This window comes from Saccharothrix sp. BKS2, from assembly GCF_047689505.1.
Lineage (GTDB): Bacteria > Actinomycetota > Actinomycetes > Mycobacteriales > Pseudonocardiaceae > Actinosynnema > Actinosynnema lopnurensis.
Genome location: NZ_JAUQOL010000014.1, coordinates 179,114 through 197,801 on the forward strand (window position 1 = coordinate 179,114; position 18,688 = coordinate 197,801).

General features: G+C 72.9%; 13 protein-coding genes. 10 read left to right on the plus strand and 3 right to left on the minus strand.

Annotated elements, in window-relative coordinates:
* Nucleotides 1-37: 37 nt before the first annotated feature.
* The 3 genes from Q5530_RS28480 to Q5530_RS28490 all read left to right on the plus strand — a co-directional run bounded on the left by Q5530_RS28480 (nt 38) and on the right by Q5530_RS28490 (nt 2,338).
* Nucleotides 38-616 (plus strand): cysteine dioxygenase, encoded by a 579-nt coding sequence (locus Q5530_RS28480; RefSeq protein WP_415365883.1) that lies wholly within the window; start codon nt 38-40, stop codon nt 614-616.
* Nucleotides 613-999 carry a rhodanese-like domain-containing protein gene (locus Q5530_RS28485; protein WP_415365884.1) on the plus strand — a complete coding sequence of 129 codons (387 nt, stop codon included), beginning with the start codon at nt 613-615 and terminating at the stop codon, nt 997-999. The genes Q5530_RS28480 and Q5530_RS28485 overlap by 4 nt, the downstream gene beginning before the upstream one ends.
* A 217-nt stretch (nt 1,000-1,216) precedes the next feature.
* Nucleotides 1,217-2,338: a hypothetical protein gene (locus Q5530_RS28490; RefSeq protein WP_380642100.1), complete on the plus strand. Its 1,122-nt coding sequence runs from the start codon at nt 1,217-1,219 to the stop codon at nt 2,336-2,338.
* 47 nt (nt 2,339-2,385) lie between these two features.
* On the opposite strand, the gene glgP is transcribed toward Q5530_RS28490, so the two are convergent.
* Nucleotides 2,386-4,956, minus strand: coding sequence for an alpha-glucan family phosphorylase (gene glgP, locus Q5530_RS28495; protein ID WP_415365885.1), 2,571 nt, complete (start codon nt 4,954-4,956; stop codon nt 2,386-2,388).
* A gap of 367 nt (nt 4,957-5,323) precedes the next feature.
* Between glgP and Q5530_RS28500 the strand changes: the two genes are divergently transcribed.
* The 7 genes from Q5530_RS28500 to Q5530_RS28530 all read left to right on the plus strand — a co-directional run bounded on the left by Q5530_RS28500 (nt 5,324) and on the right by Q5530_RS28530 (nt 16,613).
* Nucleotides 5,324-7,306: an alpha-1,4-glucan--maltose-1-phosphate maltosyltransferase gene (locus Q5530_RS28500; protein ID WP_380642095.1), complete on the plus strand. Its 1,983-nt coding sequence runs from the start codon at nt 5,324-5,326 to the stop codon at nt 7,304-7,306.
* A gap of 167 nt (nt 7,307-7,473) precedes the next feature.
* Entirely contained in the window at nt 7,474-9,282 is a 1,809-nt protein-coding gene (gene treS, locus Q5530_RS28505) for a maltose alpha-D-glucosyltransferase (protein WP_415365886.1), read from the plus strand.
* Between the two features lie 5 nt (nt 9,283-9,287).
* Nucleotides 9,288-10,631, plus strand: coding sequence for a maltokinase N-terminal cap-like domain-containing protein (locus tag Q5530_RS28510; RefSeq protein WP_415365887.1), 1,344 nt, complete (start codon nt 9,288-9,290; stop codon nt 10,629-10,631).
* Nucleotides 10,628-12,817 (plus strand): 1,4-alpha-glucan branching protein GlgB, encoded by a 2,190-nt coding sequence (glgB, locus tag Q5530_RS28515; protein WP_415365888.1) that lies wholly within the window; start codon nt 10,628-10,630, stop codon nt 12,815-12,817. The genes Q5530_RS28510 and glgB overlap by 4 nt, the downstream gene beginning before the upstream one ends.
* A gap of 294 nt (nt 12,818-13,111) precedes the next feature.
* Entirely contained in the window at nt 13,112-13,678 is a 567-nt protein-coding gene (locus Q5530_RS28520; RefSeq protein WP_415365889.1) for a snapalysin family zinc-dependent metalloprotease, read from the plus strand.
* A 94-nt stretch (nt 13,679-13,772) separates the two neighbouring features.
* Nucleotides 13,773-15,149, plus strand: a complete 1,377-nt coding sequence (locus tag Q5530_RS28525; RefSeq protein WP_415365890.1) for a neutral zinc metallopeptidase — start codon at nt 13,773-13,775, stop codon at nt 15,147-15,149.
* Nucleotides 15,150-15,179: 30 nt separating this feature from the next.
* A complete protein-coding gene (locus tag Q5530_RS28530) occupies nt 15,180-16,613 on the plus strand; it encodes a neutral zinc metallopeptidase (RefSeq protein ID WP_415365891.1) in 1,434 nt (477 codons plus the stop codon).
* A 64-nt stretch (nt 16,614-16,677) separates the two neighbouring features.
* Here Q5530_RS28530 and Q5530_RS28535 read toward each other — a convergent pair whose 3' ends face one another.
* Both Q5530_RS28535 and Q5530_RS28540 read right to left on the minus strand, forming a co-directional pair.
* On the minus strand, nt 16,678-17,646 hold the full coding sequence (locus Q5530_RS28535) for a co-chaperone YbbN (protein WP_415365892.1): 969 nt from the start codon (nt 17,644-17,646) through the stop codon (nt 16,678-16,680).
* Between the two features lie 41 nt (nt 17,647-17,687).
* Nucleotides 17,688-18,674 (minus strand): SCO6745 family protein, encoded by a 987-nt coding sequence (locus Q5530_RS28540; protein WP_415365893.1) that lies wholly within the window; start codon nt 18,672-18,674, stop codon nt 17,688-17,690.
* Between the last annotated feature and the right edge of the window lie 14 nt (nt 18,675-18,688).

Below are 18,688 nucleotides of genomic sequence, written 5' to 3' on the forward strand. Positions count from 1 at the left end.
ACTCGCCCTTTCCGTAGCCATCGAGGAGCGACTCCCCGTGACCACCACGATCCCGGGCGCCTACCTGCACCCGAAGCTGGACGTGCGGCTGCTGCACGACCTGATCCACCCGACCCGCGAGCTGTGGACGCCGCGCGAGCTGCGCGACCTGACCTCCACCGTCGCCGCCGAGCTGACCACCCCGCTGCTGGACGTGCTGGCGTACGACCCGGGGCGCCGCTGGTGGGCCCGGCTGGGGCTGACGGAGGGGGTGGAGCTGTGGCTGCTGAGCTGGCTGCCCGGTCAGGGCACGGAGGCGCACGACCACGGCGGGGCGTCCGGGTCGTTCACCGTGCTGACCGGTGAGCTGCACGAGGACTACCGCTACCCCGGCGGGCCGATCCGCAGCGCGGCGCGGCCGGTGGGCAGCGCGCTCGGGTTCGGGGCCGGGCGGGCGCACCGGGTGGTGAACCGGGGAGAGGTGGGTGCCGCGAGCGTGCACGCGTACTCGCCGCCGCTGGTGCCGACCCGCGAGTACGCGAGCCTGGCGGACATCCCCGACCTGATCCCGCCGCTGCCGGCGCGGCGGCTGTCGTTGGAGCGGTTGAGCGTGCTGACCGAGCAGGAGGGCCCGTGAGCGCGGAGCAGTTGCTGGAGGAAGCCCGGGGCGCACTGGACCGCGTGGAGCCGCACGAGCTGGCCGACCTGCCGAACTCCCTGGTCGTCGACATCCGGCCGCACCACAACCGGGCCGCCGAGGGCGAGATCCCCGGCGCGCTGCCGGTCGAGCGGATCGTGCTGGAGTGGCGGCTCGACCCGGCGGGCGAGCACCGCATCCCCGGCTTCACCGCCGACACGACCGTCGTCGTGGTGTGCAACGAGGGCTACGCCTCCAGCCTCGCCGCCCGCGACCTCCAGCGCGTGGGCCTGCCCAACGCCACCGACCTGGTCGGCGGCTTCCGCGCCTACGCCGCCGCCGGCCTCCCCGTCCACCCCACCCCAACCCCACCCATAACCTGACCGCGAGTCGTACGTCCAGACCCGTCGTGTCGTACGTCCAGGCCCCCCCGAGTTACATGTTCAGGACCCCCTGAACGGGTAACCGGGCGGGCCCGAGCGCAGGGCACGCGGGTCCCGAACGCTCAACTCGGGGGTCCTGGACGTACGACTCGCGGGGTCCTGGACGTACGACTCGCGGGGTCTGGACGTACGACTCGCGGAACTTCGGGGTGGGTGGGTGCGTCTGGGTGGCGTGTGGAAGGTGCTGACCGGGGTTGTCCTGGTGGTGGTGGCGGTCTGGCGGCCCGGGGTGGCCTCGGTGGGTGGGGCGGTGGTCGGGGGCTGGGCGGTGTTGGCCGCGGTGCAGGTCGGGCTGCTGGTCGGGGCGCTGGTGGCCGGGGTGCGGGTGTCGCTGGTGGTGATCGGCGTCGGGGGTGAGGTGCGCACCTGGACGCGGCCGGGGCGGCGGGTGGTGTGGCGGAACGTGCCGCTGCTGATGTCGGTCGGGTTGACGTCCGTGCGGGAGTCGGTCCGGGTGCGGTTGTGGTCTGCCGCGTTCGTGGCCGCGGTGGTCGTGGCGGGGGTCGTCGGGGCGGCGTGGGCGGCGGCCGGGCACGACTTCTGGCGCGGGTTCGCGGTGGCGGGCACGGCGGTGGCGGTCAACGCGCTGTGGCCGAGGCGCAAGCCGGGGACGACGTCGGTCGGCTGGTTCCTGTTCGCGCTGCCGCGGCTGACGGGTCGACCCCTGGAGGAGTACGAGGCGACCCCGCTGCTGAACCGGGTGACCGACGCGATCGCGGTCGGCGACCTGGACCGGGCCGAGGCGCTGTCCGACGAGCTGGTGGCGCGCCACCCGGAGCTGCTGGTGGCCTCCGGCGCGCGGGTCGCGGTGCTGGGGCTGCGCGCCCGGTACCTGGAGGCGTTGCAGGTGATGGGCGCCGTGGCCCGGCGCGAGGACCTCGGGCCGAGGGACATGGCGTTCGTGATGGCGCAGATGGCCGGTTCCACGGTCAACGCCGTGGAGGGCGGGATGCTGCCCGCGGAGTTCGGCGTACCGGCGGCGCGGAGCGCGCTGGACGGTGCGGTGCGGCTGGGCTACCCGCGTTACCGCTGCGCCGGGGCGCTGGCCCGGCTGGCGCTGCTGGAGGACGACCACGCCACCGCGCTCACCCTCGCGAACCAGGCCAGGCAGACCAGCGAGGACGGTCTGGACCGGGCCGACGCGCTGGCCACGATGGCCCGCGCCCAGATGGCCGCCGGCGACAACGCGGCGGCCCGCGCCACGCTGGTCGAGGCCGAGCAGCTGGCCGGGTGGATGCCGCGCGTGGCCGAGACCAGTGCCCGTCTCAACATCAGGTAGGGGGAGGGTGCCCGGCCGGCGGGAGGCCGGCCGGGCACCCGGTGGGCTCAGCCCGCCAGGACCACCCGGCCCAGTTCGGCGGGTGAGGCCAGGAGGTCGTGGCGGGGCAGGACGCGGACCGTGTAGCCGACGGCGCCCGCGTGCGGCAGCGGCACCTCCGCCTCGTAGTTGCCGTTGCCCGTGTAGGCCATGGGGTGCGTGACCACGTCGTACAGCTCGTCGGAGTCGGCCACGCGGCCCAGCGCCACCTGCACGTCCACCTCGGACGGCTCCAGGCCGGCCAGCTCCACCCGCGCCCGCACGCCCACCGGCGAGCCCAGCAGCGGCGCGGCTGAGCCGTTCGGCGACATCTCCGAGTCGAGCACCCGCACGCGCGTCCACGACGCCCGCAGCCGCTGCCGGTACGCCGCCAGCTCCTTGGCGCCCCGGTAGCCCTCGCCGACCACGGAGGCGGCCGACGACGCGGCGGGCGCGTACAGCTCCTCCACGTACTCGCGCACCATCCGCGACGCCTGCACGGCCGGGCCGAGCGAGGCCAGGGTGTGCCGGACCATCGCGAGCCAGCGCGTGGGCACGCCGTCCTCGCCGCGGTCGTAGAACAGCGGCGCGACCTGGTTGCCCAGCAGGTCGTAGAGCGCGGCGGCCTCCAGGTCGTCGCGCCGGTTCGGGTCGGCGACGCCGTCGGCGGTGGGGATGGCCCAGCCGTTGCTGCCGTCGTAGAGCTCGTCCCACCAGCCGTCGCGGATGGAGAGGTTGAGGCCGCCGTTGAGCGCCGACTTCATGCCGGACGTGCCGCACGCCTCCAGCGGGCGCATCGGGTTGTTCAGCCACACGTCGCAGCCCCAGTACAGGTACCGGGCCATGGACATGTCGTAGTCGGGCAGGAACACGATGCGGTGGCGCACGCCCGCCTCGTCGGCGAACCGCACGATCTGCTGGATCAGCGCCTTGCCGCCGTCGTCGGCCGGGTGCGACTTGCCCGCCACGACCAGCTGCACGGGCCGCTCGGGGTGCAGCAGCAGGTGGCGCAGCCGCTCGGCGTCGCGCAGCATCAGGGTGAGCCGCTTGTAGGTCGGCACGCGGCGGGCGAAGCCGACGGTCAGCACGTCCGGGTCGAACACCGAGTCGGTCCAGCCCAGCTCCAGCGCGCTGGCGCCGCGCTGCAACCACGAGGCGCGGGTGCGGCGGCGGACCTCGCCGACCAGCTCGGCGCGCAGGTCGTTGCGCAGCTCCCACAGCCGCTGGTCGGTGACCGGCTCGGCATCGGGTCGGTCCGCGCCCGGGTCGTCGGTCTCGCCGAGGAGCTCGCGCATCGCGGTGGCCGTCCAGGTGGGACCGTGCACGCCGTTGGTGATGGACCCGATCGGCACCTCGGTGGCGTCGAAGCCCGGCCACAGGCCCCGGAACATGTCGCGGCTGACCGAACCGTGCAGCCTGGACACGCCGTTGGCGCGCTGCGCCAGCCGCAGGCCCATGTGGGCCATGTTGAACAGGCCGGGGTTGTCCTCCGCGCCCAGGGCGAGCACCCGCTGGGTGTTCACGCCGGGCAGCAGCTGCTCGGAGCCGAAGTAGTGCTGGACCAGGTCGACCGGGAAGCGGTCGATGCCGGCGGGCACGGGGGTGTGCGTGGTGAACACGGTGCCCGCGCGCACGGCGGCCAGCGCCTGGTCGAAGTCCAGGCCCTCGACGGTGGTCAGCTCGCGGATGCGCTCCAGGCCGAGGAAGCCCGCGTGCCCCTCGTTGGTGTGGAACACCTCGGGCGCGGGGTGCCCGGTCAGCTCGCAGTACGTGCGCACGGCCCGCACGCCGCCGACGCCCGCCAGGATCTCCTGCTTGATGCGGTGGTCCTGGTCGCCGCCGTAGAGGCGGTCGGTGACGCCGCGCAGATCCTCGTCGTTCTCCTCGACGTCGGAGTCCAGCAGCAGCAGCGGCACGCGGCCGACCCGCGCCTTCCAGATCTTGGCCCGCAGCACGCGGTCGCCGGGCATGGCGACGTGCACCAGGACCGGCGCGCCGGACGGCTCGGTGAGCAGCTCCAGCGGCAGGCCGCGCGGGTCGAGGACGGGGTAGTGCTCGATCTGCCAGCCGTCCAGCGACAGGGCCTGGCGGAAGTAGCCGGACCGGTAGAGCAGGCCGACCGCGATCAGCGGGACGCCCAGGTCGGAGGCCGCCTTGAGGTGGTCGCCCGCCAGCACGCCGAGGCCGCCGGAGTAGTTGGGCAGGGCCTCGGTGACGCCGAACTCCATGGAGAAGTAGGCGATGGCCTCCGGCAGCGGCGACGCGTGGTGGTCGCCGTGCTCGCGGTCCCGGCGCAGCTCGTCCTGGCGGCGCTGGAACCAGCGCGCGCCCGTGGTGTAGTGGTGCAGGTCGTCGGCCAGCGCGTGGAGGTGGGTGAGGAACCGCTCGTCGCGGGACAGCTCCTCCAGCCGTTCCGGCGCCACCTCGGACAGCAGGCGGAGGGGGTCCTCACCGGCCTCCCACAACCCGGGGTCCACGGAGGCGAACAGGTCCTGGGTGGGCTGGTGCCACGTCCAGCGCAGGTTCGTGGCGAGGGTGCCCAGGGCCGCCAGCGGCTCGGGCAGGCTGGCTCGGACGGTGAACCGGCGAAGTGCTCGCATGGCGTCGGACCTTATCCCCCATCCAGCGGTGCGGGGCAACGGTCACCCGAACCGATGCAGGGATCGATGCAGCCCGACCTGGGCGAACGTTCTTCCTGCAAGTTATTTCGCGCGGGGGTCGAGACCGTTAACGCGAGGGGGCGACCGGGTGACACCTTCGCCCGAACGGTACCGGCGCGGCACCACGACAACGGCCCGGAACCTGAGAACTTGACTCAGCCATGTCGAGATGGACGGCGGCGCCAAGTGTGCGATCCAATCAGACGGGGTAGGAAGACCAAGTAGGACTCCCCGGTGACGGCACATCCGATCGCTGCGGGCAGACTTGACCGTGCAAGCGTCGCACCAGGGAGAGGGGCGCTGCCGAATGAGCGGCCGACTCGGAATCGACGACGTCTCCCCGACCGTGAGCTGTGGCCGCTACCCGGCTAAGGCCGTGGTGGGGGAGCACATCCCGGTGGAGGCGACGGTGTGGCGCGAGGGCCACGACGCCGTCGCCGCCACCGTCGTCTGGCGCGGGCCGAACGACCGGGTGGCCCGGCAGACCCGCATGGGCGCGCGGGGCGCGGGCCTGGACCGCTGGGCCGCCACGATCGCCCCCGACGCCGAGGGCTCGTGGACGTTCCGGGTGGACGCCTGGAGCGACCCGTGGGCGACCTGGGTGCACGCGGTGGAGGCGAAGGTCGCCGCCGGGCAGGGCCCGGAGGAACTGGCCAACGACCTGGAGACCGGCGCGCGGCTCCTCGACCGGGTGAGCCGCCGACCCGACCGGCGGCGCGAGAAGCCCCTGCTGGCCAACGCGGCCGCGGCGCTGCGCGACGAGCACCGCCCGCTCGCGGAGCGCATCGCCCCCGCACTGGCGGGTGACGTCCGCCGGGTGATGCACGACCACCCGGTGCGCGAGATGATCACCAAGGGCAAGCCCCAGAAGGTCTGGGTGGACCGCAAGCGGGCGGCGTACGGCTCCTGGTACGAGTTCTTCCCGCGCAGCACGGGCGGGGTGGACGAGTCCGGCGTGCCGGTGCACGGCACGTTCGTCACCGCCGCCAAGGAGCTGGACCGGGTCGCCGCGATGGGCTTCGACGTGGTGTACCTGCCGCCGATCCACCCCATCGGCAGGGTGAACCGCAAGGGTCCGAACAACACCCTCACCGCCACCGAGGACGACCCGGGCTCGCCGTGGGCGATCGGCGCGGACGAGGGCGGGCACGACGCGGTCCACCCCGAGCTGGGCACCGTCGAGGACTTCGACGCCTTCGTGTCCCGCGCGCACGAGCTGGAGCTGGAGGTCGCGATCGACCTGGCCATCCAGTGCGCGCCGGACCACCCGTGGGTGCTGAAGAACCCCGAGTGGTTCACCACGCGCCCGGACGGCACGATCGCCTACGCGGAGAACCCGCCGAAGAAGTACCAGGACATCTACCCGGTCAACTTCGACAACGACCCGCAGGGCGTCTACAACGAGATCCTGCGCGTGGTGCTGCACTGGGTGGACCACGGGGTGCGGATCTTCCGGGTCGACAACCCGCACACCAAGCCGCCGGACTTCTGGGCGTGGCTGATCTGGGCGGTCAAGGACCGTCACCCGGACGTGCTGTTCCTGTCCGAGGCGTTCACCCGACCGGCGCGGCTGTACGGGCTGGCCAAGCTCGGCTTCACGCAGAGCTACACCTACTTCACCTGGCGCACGTCCAAGGAGGAGCTGACCGAGTTCGGCACCGAACTCGTCGCCCACTGGGACGAGGCCAGGCCCAACCTGTTCGTGAACACCCCGGACATCCTGCCCGAGTCCCTTCAGGTGGGTGGTCCGGGCATGTTCGCGCTGCGCGCGGCCCTGGCGGCGACGATGGCGCCGACCTGGGGCGTCTACTCGGGCTACGAGCTGTTCGAGCACCAGGCCGTCAAGCCCGGCGGCGAGGAGTACCTCAACTCGGAGAAGTACCAGCTCCGCCCCCGCGACTACGCGGCGGCGGTGGCCGAGGGCCGGTCGTTGGAACCGTGGTTGCGCAAGCTGAACGCGATCCGCCGGGCCCACCCGGCGCTCCAGCAGATGCGAACACTCCGGTTCCACCACGTGGAGAACCCGGCCCTGATCGCCTACTCGAAGCAGGATCCCGGCACCGGCGACACGGTGGTCGTGGTGGTCAACCTGGATCCGCACAACACGCAGGACGGCACGCTCTGGCTGGACCTGCCCGAGCTCGGCTTCGACTGGCACGAGCGGCTGATCGCGCACGACGAGGTGTCCGGGGAGACCTGGGACTGGGGACAGGCCAACTACGTGCGGCTTGAACCCCGGCGCGCCCCGGCGCACGTCGTCGGCGTGCTGCGCCGCTCCGGTCAGGGCTAACCCCGGTCAGGGCCGGCCCTGGTCAAGGCCGGCCCCGGTCAGCAGGCTCCCCGGAGCCGGCAGCACCAACCCGGTCCCCTTTTTTCACCCACGGTCCCCGCGCCCGCCGAAGGGCGCGCGGGGCTGTCGAACGTACCCCCGACGAGGTGGGGCGAGGTGGAGCACAGATGCAGCAAGAGGCCCGACCCGACGCCGCGCTGGTAGGTCTTGAGGACGTGCCGCACACCGGTGAGGCCGTCCGCGCGGACGGCCTGCTGGTGGAGCCGCAGGCCGAGGAGTTCCGGTCGGCCCGGCTCGTGCCGCGCGAGACCGACTGGTTCAAGGGCGCGGTGTTCTACGAGGTGCTGGTCCGCGCCTTCAGCGACTCGAACGGCGACGGCACGGGCGACCTGCGCGGCCTGGCGTCCAGGTTGGACTACCTGGAGTGGCTCGGCGTGGACTGCCTGTGGTTGCCGCCGTTCTACGCATCGCCGCTGCGCGACGGCGGCTACGACATCTCCGACTTCCGGTCCGTGCTGCCGGAGTTCGGCACCGTCGAGGACTTCGTCTACCTGCTGGACGAGGCGCACAGCCGGGGCATCCGGGTGATCACGGACCTGGTGCTCAACCACACCAGCGACGCGCACCCGTGGTTCCAGCAGTCCCGGACCGACCCGGACGGCCCCTACGGCGACTACTACGTCTGGAACGACGACGACCAGAAGTACGCCGAGGCCCGCATCATCTTCGTCGACACCGAGACCTCCAACTGGACCTACGACCCGGTGCGCGGCCAGTTCTACTGGCACCGGTTCTTCAGCCACCAGCCGGACCTCAACTACGAGAACCCGGCCGTCCAGGAGGCCATGCTCGACGTCCTGCGGTTCTGGCTGGACCTGGGCATCGACGGCTTCCGGCTCGACGCCGTGCCCTACCTGTTCGAGCAGGAGGGCACCAACTGCGAGAACCTCCCGCGCACGCACGACTTCCTCAAGCGCTGCCGCAAGGTCGTCGACGACGAGTACCCCGGTCGGGTGCTGCTGGCCGAGGCCAACCAGTGGCCGTCGGACGTGGTCGAGTACTTCGGCAACCCCGAGGTGGGCGGCGACGAGTGCCACATGGCGTTCCACTTCCCGCTGATGCCGCGCATCTTCATGGCCGTGCGGCGCGAGTCGCGGTTCCCGATCTCGGAGATCCTGGCGCAGACGCCGCAGATCCCGTCGAACGCGCAGTGGGGCATCTTCCTGCGCAACCACGACGAGCTCACCCTCGAGATGGTCACCGACGAGGAACGCGACTACATGTACGCGGAGTACGCCAAGGACCCGCGCATGAAGGCCAACATCGGCATCCGCCGGCGCCTGGCCCCCCTGCTGGAGAACGACCGCAACCAGCAGGAGCTGTTCACCGCCATGCTCCTGTCCCTGCCCGGCTCGCCCGTCCTCTACTACGGCGACGAGATCGGCATGGGCGACAACATCTGGCTCGGCGACCGCGACGCGGTGCGCACGCCGATGCAGTGGACCCCCGACCGCAACGCGGGCTTCTCCAGCTGCGACCCCGGCCGGATCTACCTGCCCGTGATCATGGACCCGGTGTACGGCTACCAGGGGCTCAACGTCGAGGCGCACCTGAACAACCAGTCCTCGCTGCTCAACTGGACCCGGCGGATGATCGAGGTGCGCAAGCAGCACCGCGCGTTCGCCGACGGTGACTTCACCGACCTGGGTGGCTCCAACCCCAGCGTGCTGGCCTACCGGCGGCGGTACTGCCGCCCGGACGGGCGCGAGGACGTGGTGGTGTGCGTGAACAACCTGTCGAGGTTCCCCCAGCCGGTGGAGCTGGACCTGTCGGAGCACCGCGGCGCGCGGCCCGTCGAGCTGACCGGCGGTGTCCGCTTCCCGCGGATCGGCGACCTGTCGTACCTGCTCACGCTGCCCGGCCACGGCTTCTACTGGTTCCAGCTCGTGGACGACGAAGACAGCGAGACGAGGTGAGGGACGTGACCGATCCGCACGGCCTGGTCGACAAGGTGGTCGCCGAGCTGCCGGGGTGGTTGCCCGCGCAGCGGTGGTTCGGCGGCAAGGACCGCCCGGTCACCTCGGTGCGCCCCCTGCGGACCACGGTGCTGCGGGGCGGGGAACCGCTGCTGGTGCACCTGGTGGTGGAGGTGGAGCAACCGGGGCGCAGCGAGCCGTACCAGCTGCTGATCACCGAGCAGGTGGAGAACTACGACGCGACGCTCGACCACGAGCTGACCGGCGTGCTGCTCGACCTCATCGCCGAGAACCGCGAGGTCGACGGGCTGAGGTTCGCGCACGAGCCGGGCGTGGAGCTCCAGACCGGGCTGCGCGGCCGCCCGATCACCTCGGAGCAGTCCAACACCTCGCTGGTGTTCGGCAGCCAGTACATCCTCAAGCTGTTCCGCAAGCTGACCGTGGGCGAGAACCCGGACCTGGTGCTCCAGCGCGCGCTGCACGAGGTCGGGTGCGAGCACATCGCCCGGCCGCTCGGGTCGATCACCGGCGAGCTGGACGGCCGGCCCACCACGGTCGGGATGCTCCAGCAGTTCCTGCCCGACGCGGTGGACGGCTGGGCGATGGCCACCACGAGCGTGCGGGACCTGATGACCGAGCGGGACCTGCACGCCAACGAGGTGGGCGGCGACTTCGCCGGCGAGGCCCGGCGGCTCGGGCAGGCGGTGGCCACCGTGCACGCGGACCTGGAGCGGGCCCTGGGCACCCAGCACGCGGACGGCGACGACATCGAGCGCAGCGTCCAGGCCATGGTCACCCGGTTGGACGAGGTGGTGTCGCGGGTACCCGAGCTGGAGCCGTTCGTGCCCGCGCTGCGCGAGGCGTTCGAGCAGGCCCGGGACACCACGCCGGGGGCGATCGCCATCCAGCACATCCACGGCGACCTGCACCTGGGCCAGGTGCTGCGCACCGTGCACGGGTGGCTGCTGATCGACTTCGAGGGCGAGCCGGGCGCGCCGATCGCGGAGCGGACCGCGCTGCGCTCGCCGCTGCGCGACGTGGCCGGGATGCTGCGCTCGTTCGACTACGCGGCGCACCAGCTGCTCGTCGGCCGGCCGGAGGACCACCAGCTCGCGGTGCGGGCGCTGGAGTGGGCGCGGCGCAACCGGGCCGCCTTCACCCAGGGCTACGCCGAGGCGGTCTCGTCCTCCGTGGGTGATCCGCGCGGGCGCGGGTACCTGTTGAGGGCGTTCGAACTCGACAAGGCCGTGTACGAGGTGGCCTACGAGCACGCGAACCGACCGGAGTGGCTGACGGTGCCGCTCTCGTCGATCGCCCGGATCACCGGAGAGGGAGCTGCCCAGTCATGATCTCGCCCCAGGACGTCGACCGGCTGCTGGCCGGGTCGCACCACGACCCGCACTCCGTGCTCGGCGTGCACCACACCCCGGAGGGGGTGGTGGCGCGGGCGTTGCGGCCGGGTGCGTCCGCGGTGTCGGTGATGGCCGGGGACAAGCGCTTCGAGCTGGACCGCGTGGTCGACGGGCTGTTCGCGGGTGAACTGCCCGAGCACCCCGGCGACTACCGGCTGGAGGTCGACTACTCCGGGCACGTGGTCGAGGTCGACGACCCGTACCGGTGGCTGCCGACCGTCGGCGAGCTGGACCTGCACCTGATCGGCGAGGGCCGCCACGAACGGCTGTGGGACGCGCTGGGCGCGCACGCGCGCTCCTACGACACGGCCGACGGCACGGTCACCGGCGTCTCGTTCGCGGTGTGGGCGCCCACCGCGCGGGGCGTGCGGGTGTGCGGCGACTTCGACGGCTGGGACGGCCGGGCCAACCCGATGCGGTCGCTCGGCTCGTCGGGGGTGTGGGAGGTCTTCATCCCCGGCATCCGGGCGGGCACCCGGTACAAGTTCCGCATCCTCGGCCAGGACGGCGGGTGGCACGAGAAGGCCGACCCGATGGCGTTCGCCACCGAGCTGCCGCCCGCCACCGCGTCGGTCGTCGCCGAGTCGCAGTACCGGTGGGGCGACGCGGAGTGGGAGGCGCGGCGGGACGCCACCCGGTGGGTGAAGGCGCCGATGTCGGTCTACGAGGTGCACCTCGGGTCGTGGATGACCGGGAAGGACGGGCAGCGCCTGGGCTACCGGGAGCTGGCCGTCGAGCTGGCCGACTACGTCGTCGAGCAGGGCTTCACGCACGTGGAGCTGCTGCCGGTCGCCGAACACCCCTTCGGCGGGTCCTGGGGCTACCAGGTCACGTCCTACTACGCCCCCACCTCGCGCTTCGGCTCCCCCGACGACTTCCGGCACTTCGTCGACACCCTCCACCAACGCGGCATCGGCGTCATCGTGGACTGGGTCCCCGCCCACTTCCCGAAGGACTCCTGGGCCCTGGCCCGCTTCGACGGCACCCCGCTCTACGAGCACGCCGACCCCCGCCGGGGCGAGCAGCCCGACTGGGGCACCTACGTGTTCGACTTCGGGCGCAACGAGGTGCGCAACTTCCTCGTCGCCAACGCCCTGTACTGGATCGAGGAGTTCCACATCGACGGCCTGCGGGTCGACGCGGTGGCGTCCATGCTCTACCTGGACTACTCCCGGCCGGACGGGGAGTGGCTGCCCAACCAGTACGGCGGCCGGGAGAACCTGGACGCGGTCCGGTTCCTCCAGGAGCTCAACGCCACGGTGTACAAGCGGCACCCGGGCGTGGTGATGGTGGCGGAGGAGTCCACGGCGTGGCCGGGCGTCACGCGGCCCACCCACCTGGGCGGCCTGGGGTTCGGGTTCAAGTGGAACATGGGTTGGATGCACGACACGCTGCACTACCTGTCGCGCGAGTCGGTGCACCGGTCGTTCCACCACAACGAGATCACCTTCTCGCTGGTGTACGCGTGGAGCGAGAACTTCGTGCTGCCGCTGTCGCACGACGAGGTGGTGCACGGCAAGGGCTCGCTGTGGGAGCGGATGCCCGGCGACGACTGGAACAAGGCGGCGTCGCTGCGCTCGCTGCTGGCCTACATGTGGGCGCACCCCGGCAAGCAGCTGCTGTTCATGGGCGGCGAGTTCGGGCAGCGGGGCGAGTGGTCGGAGTCGCGGTCGCTGGACTGGCACCTGCTGGACGACCCGCTGCACCGGGGCGTCAAGTCGCTGGTCGCGGACCTCAACGGGGTGTACCGGAACTCCCCCGCGCTGTACTCGGCCGACGACCGGCCGGAGGGGTTCTCCTGGATCGACGCCAACGACTCGGGCGGCAACGTGCTGAGCTTCCTGCGGATCGGTGAGGACGGGTCGCTGCTGGCCTGCGTCGCCAACTTCGCCGGGATGCCGCACCACGACTACCGGGTCGGGCTGCCGTTGCCGGGGCGGTGGCGCGAGGTGCTGAACACCGACTCGGAGGGCTACGGCGGGTCCGGGGTCGGGAACATGGGCCTGGTGGAGGCGGCGGAGGAGCCCTGGCACGGCCGGCCGGCCTCGGCGGTGCTCCAGTTGCCGCCCTCGGCGGTGCTGTGGTTGGTGCCGGAGGAGCAGCCGGGCCTCGGCCTGGACTGAGGCGGGACGACGAGGGGGCGCTCCACGACGGGTGGGGCGCCCCTTGTCGTGCGCGCTCCTCGCCGTGCGCCCGCGCTGCACGGCCCGCCGCGCGCCCCTCGCCGCGCGCCCCCGCTCCGCTCCGCGCACGCCGCCCGGCGCGAGTGATTTGCACGAATTGGCGCACTTCACGGGCGGGGCGCCCGAGCGACCCTACTTCCGGGGCTGGTGGGCACGTCCCGTCGCTGGTTGTTTGGGTGCGGGAGCCACCCCTGTCACCGGCTCCCGGCTCTTCCCTGCCAGAAGGAGACCACCATGTTCGTGCGCAAGGTCGCGCGCACCGCACTGCTCGTGCTGGGTCTGGTGCTGCCGCTGGTCGCGGTCGCCGCACCGGCCTCGGCCGCACCCGCGGCGGCGGACCCCGGTGTGCTGGTCCGCACCCTGTACTACGACACCAGCCAGGCCCAGGAGTTCGCCGCCGACTGGGACAAGGCGGCCGCCAACTGGAACGCCTCGGTCGCCAACGTCCGGCTGGCCAAGCGCGCCTCCGGCACGCCGACCAACATCCGGATCTACGCCGACAACGGCTGGCCCCGGGCCTACGTGACGTCGCTCGGCAACGGGACCGTCTACATGGGACGCCAGGCCGTGCAGCAGGGCCACTACCGGCCCCGCATCACCACCCACGAGATCGGGCACATCCTCGGTCTGCCCGACCGGCGCACCGGGCTGTGCACGGACCTGATGTCCGGCTCCAGCGCGCCGGCCACGTGCCGGAACGACCTGCCCAACGCCGCGGAGCGCGCCGAGGTCGAGCGCCGCTTCGCGGGTCAGTTGGCGGCGGCCGACCTGCGGCCCGCCGTGTACCTCGGCGTCTACTGAGCGTGACCGGGACCGCGGCCACCCCCGCCCGGGGGTGGTCGCGGTCCCACCCGAAGCTCACCCCGCGGGGGTGCGGGCGGGCACAATGGGCCCCATGCGGCGTGCATCGGCTCGGCTGGTCCTGCTGACCACGGTCCTGGTTGCGACGACCTCCTGCGCCCAGGTGGTGCCGGGCAAACCCGTGGCGGGCGAGACCGTCACCAGGGGAACCGTGGACCCCGGCTTCATCCGGGGCACCGACGGCGGCCCGATCGACCAGCTGGCGGCCACCGCCATCACCGACATCAACACCTACTGGGAGGACGCCTTCCCGGACACCTTCGACGAGCCGTGGCAGGAGCTGGAGGGCGGGATCTACTCGGTGGACACCACCGACCCGTCGGCCAAGCCGCCGCCGTGCACGGAGAAGGCGTCCGACGTGGAGGGCAACGCGTTCTACTGCCCCAGCGCCGACGCCATCGCCTGGGACCGGGCGGCGCTGCTGCCGGTGCTCCAGGACCGGTTCGGCGACGCCGCCGTGGTGATCGTGCTGGCCCACGAGTGGGGCCACGCCGTGCAGAACCGGATGGGCATCACGCCCGAGGCCGAGCGCCGCGAGCCGCGCCGGTTCCCGACGATCCTCACCGAGGCGATGGCCGACTGCTTCGCGGGCGCGTTCATCAAGTGGGTGAACGACGGCAGGTCGGAGCACCTGGGCATCGGCTCCGAGGTGCTCGACTCGGCGCTGGGCGCGCTGGTCACCTTCCGCGACCCCGTCGGCACCTCGCAGACCGACCGGTCCGCGCACGGCAACGCGTTCGACCGGGTGTCCGCCTTCCAGGACGGCTACCAGCAGGGCGCGAAGTTCTGCGCGGCCATGACGGTCGACAACCGGGTGTTCACCCAGCAGGCGTTCACCAACGCCGACGACCGCGACCGGGGCGGCAACCTGCCGTTCGACGAGATCCTGACCGCCGTCACCGAGGACCTGGACCGGTACTACAAGGGCCTGGTGGAGGGCGCGGGCAAGCAGTGGACCGCCCCGAAGACCACGCCCACCGAGCAGGAGCCGGACTGCTCCGGCGACCAGGGGCCGGTGGCGTTCTGCCCGGCGGAGGACACGCTCGAGGTCGAGGTCGAGGAGGACCTGCCCGAGCTGCACGCGCGGATCGGCGACTACGCCACGGGCGTCCTGGTGGCCAGCCGGTACGGGCTGGCGGCGATGGACGCGGTCGGTGCCGAGGTCGCGGGCGCGAGCGCGGCGACCAGCGCGTTGTGCCTGGCCGGCGCGTACACGCGGGAGGTCTTCACCCGGCAGGACGGCTTCGGCCTGTCCCCCGGCGACCTGGACGAGGCCGTGCAGGTGCTGCTGGCCTACGACTACGCGGCGCGGGACGCGGCGGGCGGGTCGGCGCTGGAGCCCGGGTTCAAGCGGGTCGAGGTCTTCCGCGGCGGCGTGCTGGAGGGCGCGCCGGCCTGCGGTTTGTCCTGATCCGCCCGATCGGCCAAGTAGGGTTCAGGCATGGTTCGACGGGCATTCCACGTCACGGCGCTGGTCGCCGTGCTCGCGTTGACCGGGTGCACCCAGCTGGTGGGCGGCGTGGCACGCCCCGAGCGGCCGGACGTCACCAAGGTGTCCGGGCTCGACATCACCACCGGGGAGAGCGGCGCCAAGCCGGGCGTGCCGGACGCCGACCTCCGGGTGGAGAACGGCGACGGCGGCGAGATGGACCGGCTGGCCATCAACGCGCTGGCCGACGTGGCGGAGTACTGGTCCGAGCAGCTGCCCGCCCGGTTCGACGTGCCGTTCCAGCCGGTCGAGCGACTGGTGTCGTACGACTCCAACGGCACGGGCGTGGAGGTCTGCCGCACGAACACGGCGGGCGTGGCCAACGCGTTCTACTGCTCGCTGGACGACTCGATCGCCTGGGACCGGGGCGAGCTGCTGCCGATGCTCGACGACGCGTTCGGGCCGATGTCGGTGGTGACCGTGCTGGCCCACGAGATGGGGCACGCGATCCAGTACAAGCTGGGCGACCGGGGCGGCGTCGACCAGGCCACCCCGACGATCATCAAGGAGCAGCAGGCCGACTGCTACGCGGGCAACTTCTTCCGGTGGGTGGCGGAGGGGAAGTCCAAGCACTTCCGGATCTCCACCGGGCCCGGGTTGAACCAGGTCCTGGCGACGATGTTCTTCATCCGGGACGCGGCGGGCACGTCGGCGGAGAAGCAGGGCGCGCACGGCAGCGCGTTCGACCGGGTGGCGGCGTTCCAGTTCGGGTTCGCGGGCGACCCGAGGCGGTGCGCGGCCATCGACGAGGCGGAGATCGACGCGCGGATCACCCAGCGGGTGTTCGCCGACGAGGACCGCGACACCGGGCAGGGCAAGGGCAACCTGAAGGTGGACGACCCCGACTCGCTGGAGGCGCTGGAGGAGTCGCTGCGCGAGGCGTACAAGCAGACCGGCGCCGCGCCGCCCGCGTTCTCCACGTCCGGGGCGGACTGCCGGGACGCGGAGGAGACCTCGCCCGCGGCCTACTGCCCGTCGACCAACTCGATCTCGATCGACCTGCCCGACCTGGCCCGGATCGGCACCCCGCCCAAGCGGGGGCAGAAGGGCGGGATCGGCGACTTCGCGGCGTTCGCGGAGATCGCCTCGCGGTTCGCGCTGTCGATCCAGCAGGCGACCGGCTACCCGCTGGAGGGCCCGGCGGCCGGGCTGCGCACCGCCTGCCTGACCGGGGCGTGGGCGGGCACCACGACGCAGGGGGCGGCCCGGCTGAAGCTGTCCTCGGGCGACCTGGACGAGGCGGTGGCGGAGCTGCTGGCGGACCGGAGCCTGATCGCGGCGGACGTGAACGGGACCGTGGTGCCGTCCGGGTTCGCCCGGGTGGAGGCGTTCCGGGACGGCTTCTTCGACGGGTCGGGGCTGTGCACGCGGAAGTACTCGGGCTGACCGGGTCCCCACGACGCGGAACAGGGGGCCACCTCGCGGTGGCCCCCTGTCGCGTTCCCGGGGCTCAGTACAGGGCGCCGGCCAGGTTCCGGCGGGCCTTGGTCACCCGCTCGTCGTCGGTCGGGAACAGCTCGAACAGCCCCACCAGGTGCTCGCGCACCCGGTCGCGGTCCTCGCCGAACACCCGACGCACCGTCTCGACCAGGCGCCGGAACGCCTGCTCGACCTCGTTGGAGGCCACCTCCAGGTCGGCGGCGGCCAGCTGCGCGTCCAGGTCGTCGGGGTTCGCGTCGGCCCGCGCCACGGCGTCCTCGTCCAGCGCCTCGGCCCGCGCGGTGAACCGGACCTGCGCCAGGGCCGCCTTGGCCTCGGCGTTGCCGGGTTCGGCCGCCAGGATGGCCTGGTAGGCGGCCTCGGCGGCGGCGAAGTCGCCCTGTTCGAAGGCGTCCTCGGCGGCGGTGAAGCGCGGGTCCTCGGGCTCCGGGGCGGGCTCCTCGCCGGTCCGGCCGGCCTCCGCCGCCCGGATGCCCGGCAGCCGGTCGCGCAGGGCGTCGAGCAGGCGGTTGATCCACTCGGCGAACTCGGCGTCCGGGATCGGCCCGGCGAACGCGTCGAGGGGCTGGCCCCCGGCGACCGCGACGACCGTGGGCACGGACTGGACGCCGAACAGCTGCCCGATGCGCGGGCTGGCGTCGAGGTCGACGCGGGCCAGCAGCCACGTGCCGCCGCCCGCGCGGGCCGCGCGCTCCAGGACCGGCGACAGCTGGGCGCCCTCCTGGCTCCACGAGGCGGTCAGCTCGACCACCACGGGGACTTCCAGGGAACGCTCGACCGTTGACTGGAACGTCGCCTCGGTGACGTCGAGGACCCACGGACTGGGGCCCTGGTCGTGGCCCCCGGCCGCGCTGGGCGGGGGCGGTGCGGTGGTTCGCTGCCTCTGGGCGTCGGCCCGGGCCTTCAGCGCGCCCAGGTCGACCGCCCCGGACAACGCGGCGGACAGTGCGGCGGTCTTGCGGGGGTCTGGCCTCGTCACGCTTCCATCCTGGCACGAGGCGCCCGGTGCTCCGCGCGGGGTCAGCCGGCGAGTTGCCGGACCGGGTCGATCGCCATCGGGTTGGTCCGCATGGCGTCGTTGAGCCGGCCCAGGCGGAGGGCGATCGGGGTCATCAGCTCGGCGAAGCGCGCGGTGCGGTCCTCGCCCAGCGCCCGCCACGGGGAGGCGGCCGCCTCGTCGGTGCGGCGTTCGACCTCCTCGCGCAGCGCCCGGCCCGCCGGGGTGAGGTTCGTCGCGGGCGAACCCTGCGGTAGCCGTCCCTCCGGTGCCTGCCCTTCCGGTGCCTGCCCTTCCGGCGCCCGCCCTTCCGGCGCCCGCCCGGCGGGTGTCGAACTCCCCGGGGTCTGTCCCGCCGGCGCCGAACCCCCGGTGAGCAGGCCGCGCGAGCGCAGCGAGTCCACCGCGGCCTCCCACTCCTCCTCCAGCCACCCCCGGGCCTCGCGCAGGTAGGCCGGCGCGAGGTCGTGGTCCGCGCCGAACAGCGCCAGCGCCTCGCACGCGGTCAGGTCGGCGGCCACCAGCGCCGCCACGTGCCCGTCACCCCGCGACTCGCGCAGCGTCGTGCACGCCTGCCACAGCGCCAGGTGCGGTTCGCCGGGCACCGGCAGCGCCCGGTTCGCCGCGCCCAGCACCCGGCCCTCGACGGGCGTGGCGGCGGCCGCCTCCACCGCCAGCGCGGCGGCCTCGGTCAGGTCGACGTCCCCCAGCATCCGCCGCAGCGCCCCGTCCACGCCCTCCAGCCGCGCGGCCAGGAAGCGCTCCGGCGGGGCCACCTCCCAGGCGTCGGGCAGCGCGCGGGCCACCCGGCGCGGGGCGAAGCCGAAGAACGCGGCGGTCACCACCTCGGGCGACACCGCGCCCAGCGGGGCCGCGCGCAGGCCGAAGTAACCCATCCACCCGCCCTTGCACCCGAGCGCGTCGGTGGTCGCGCGCGACTCCGGGGTGAAGTAGATGACGTCGTGGTAGGTCTCGAAGCGCAGCCAGAGGTTCCGGGGCGTCGTCCGCATGGTCGTCAACTTAG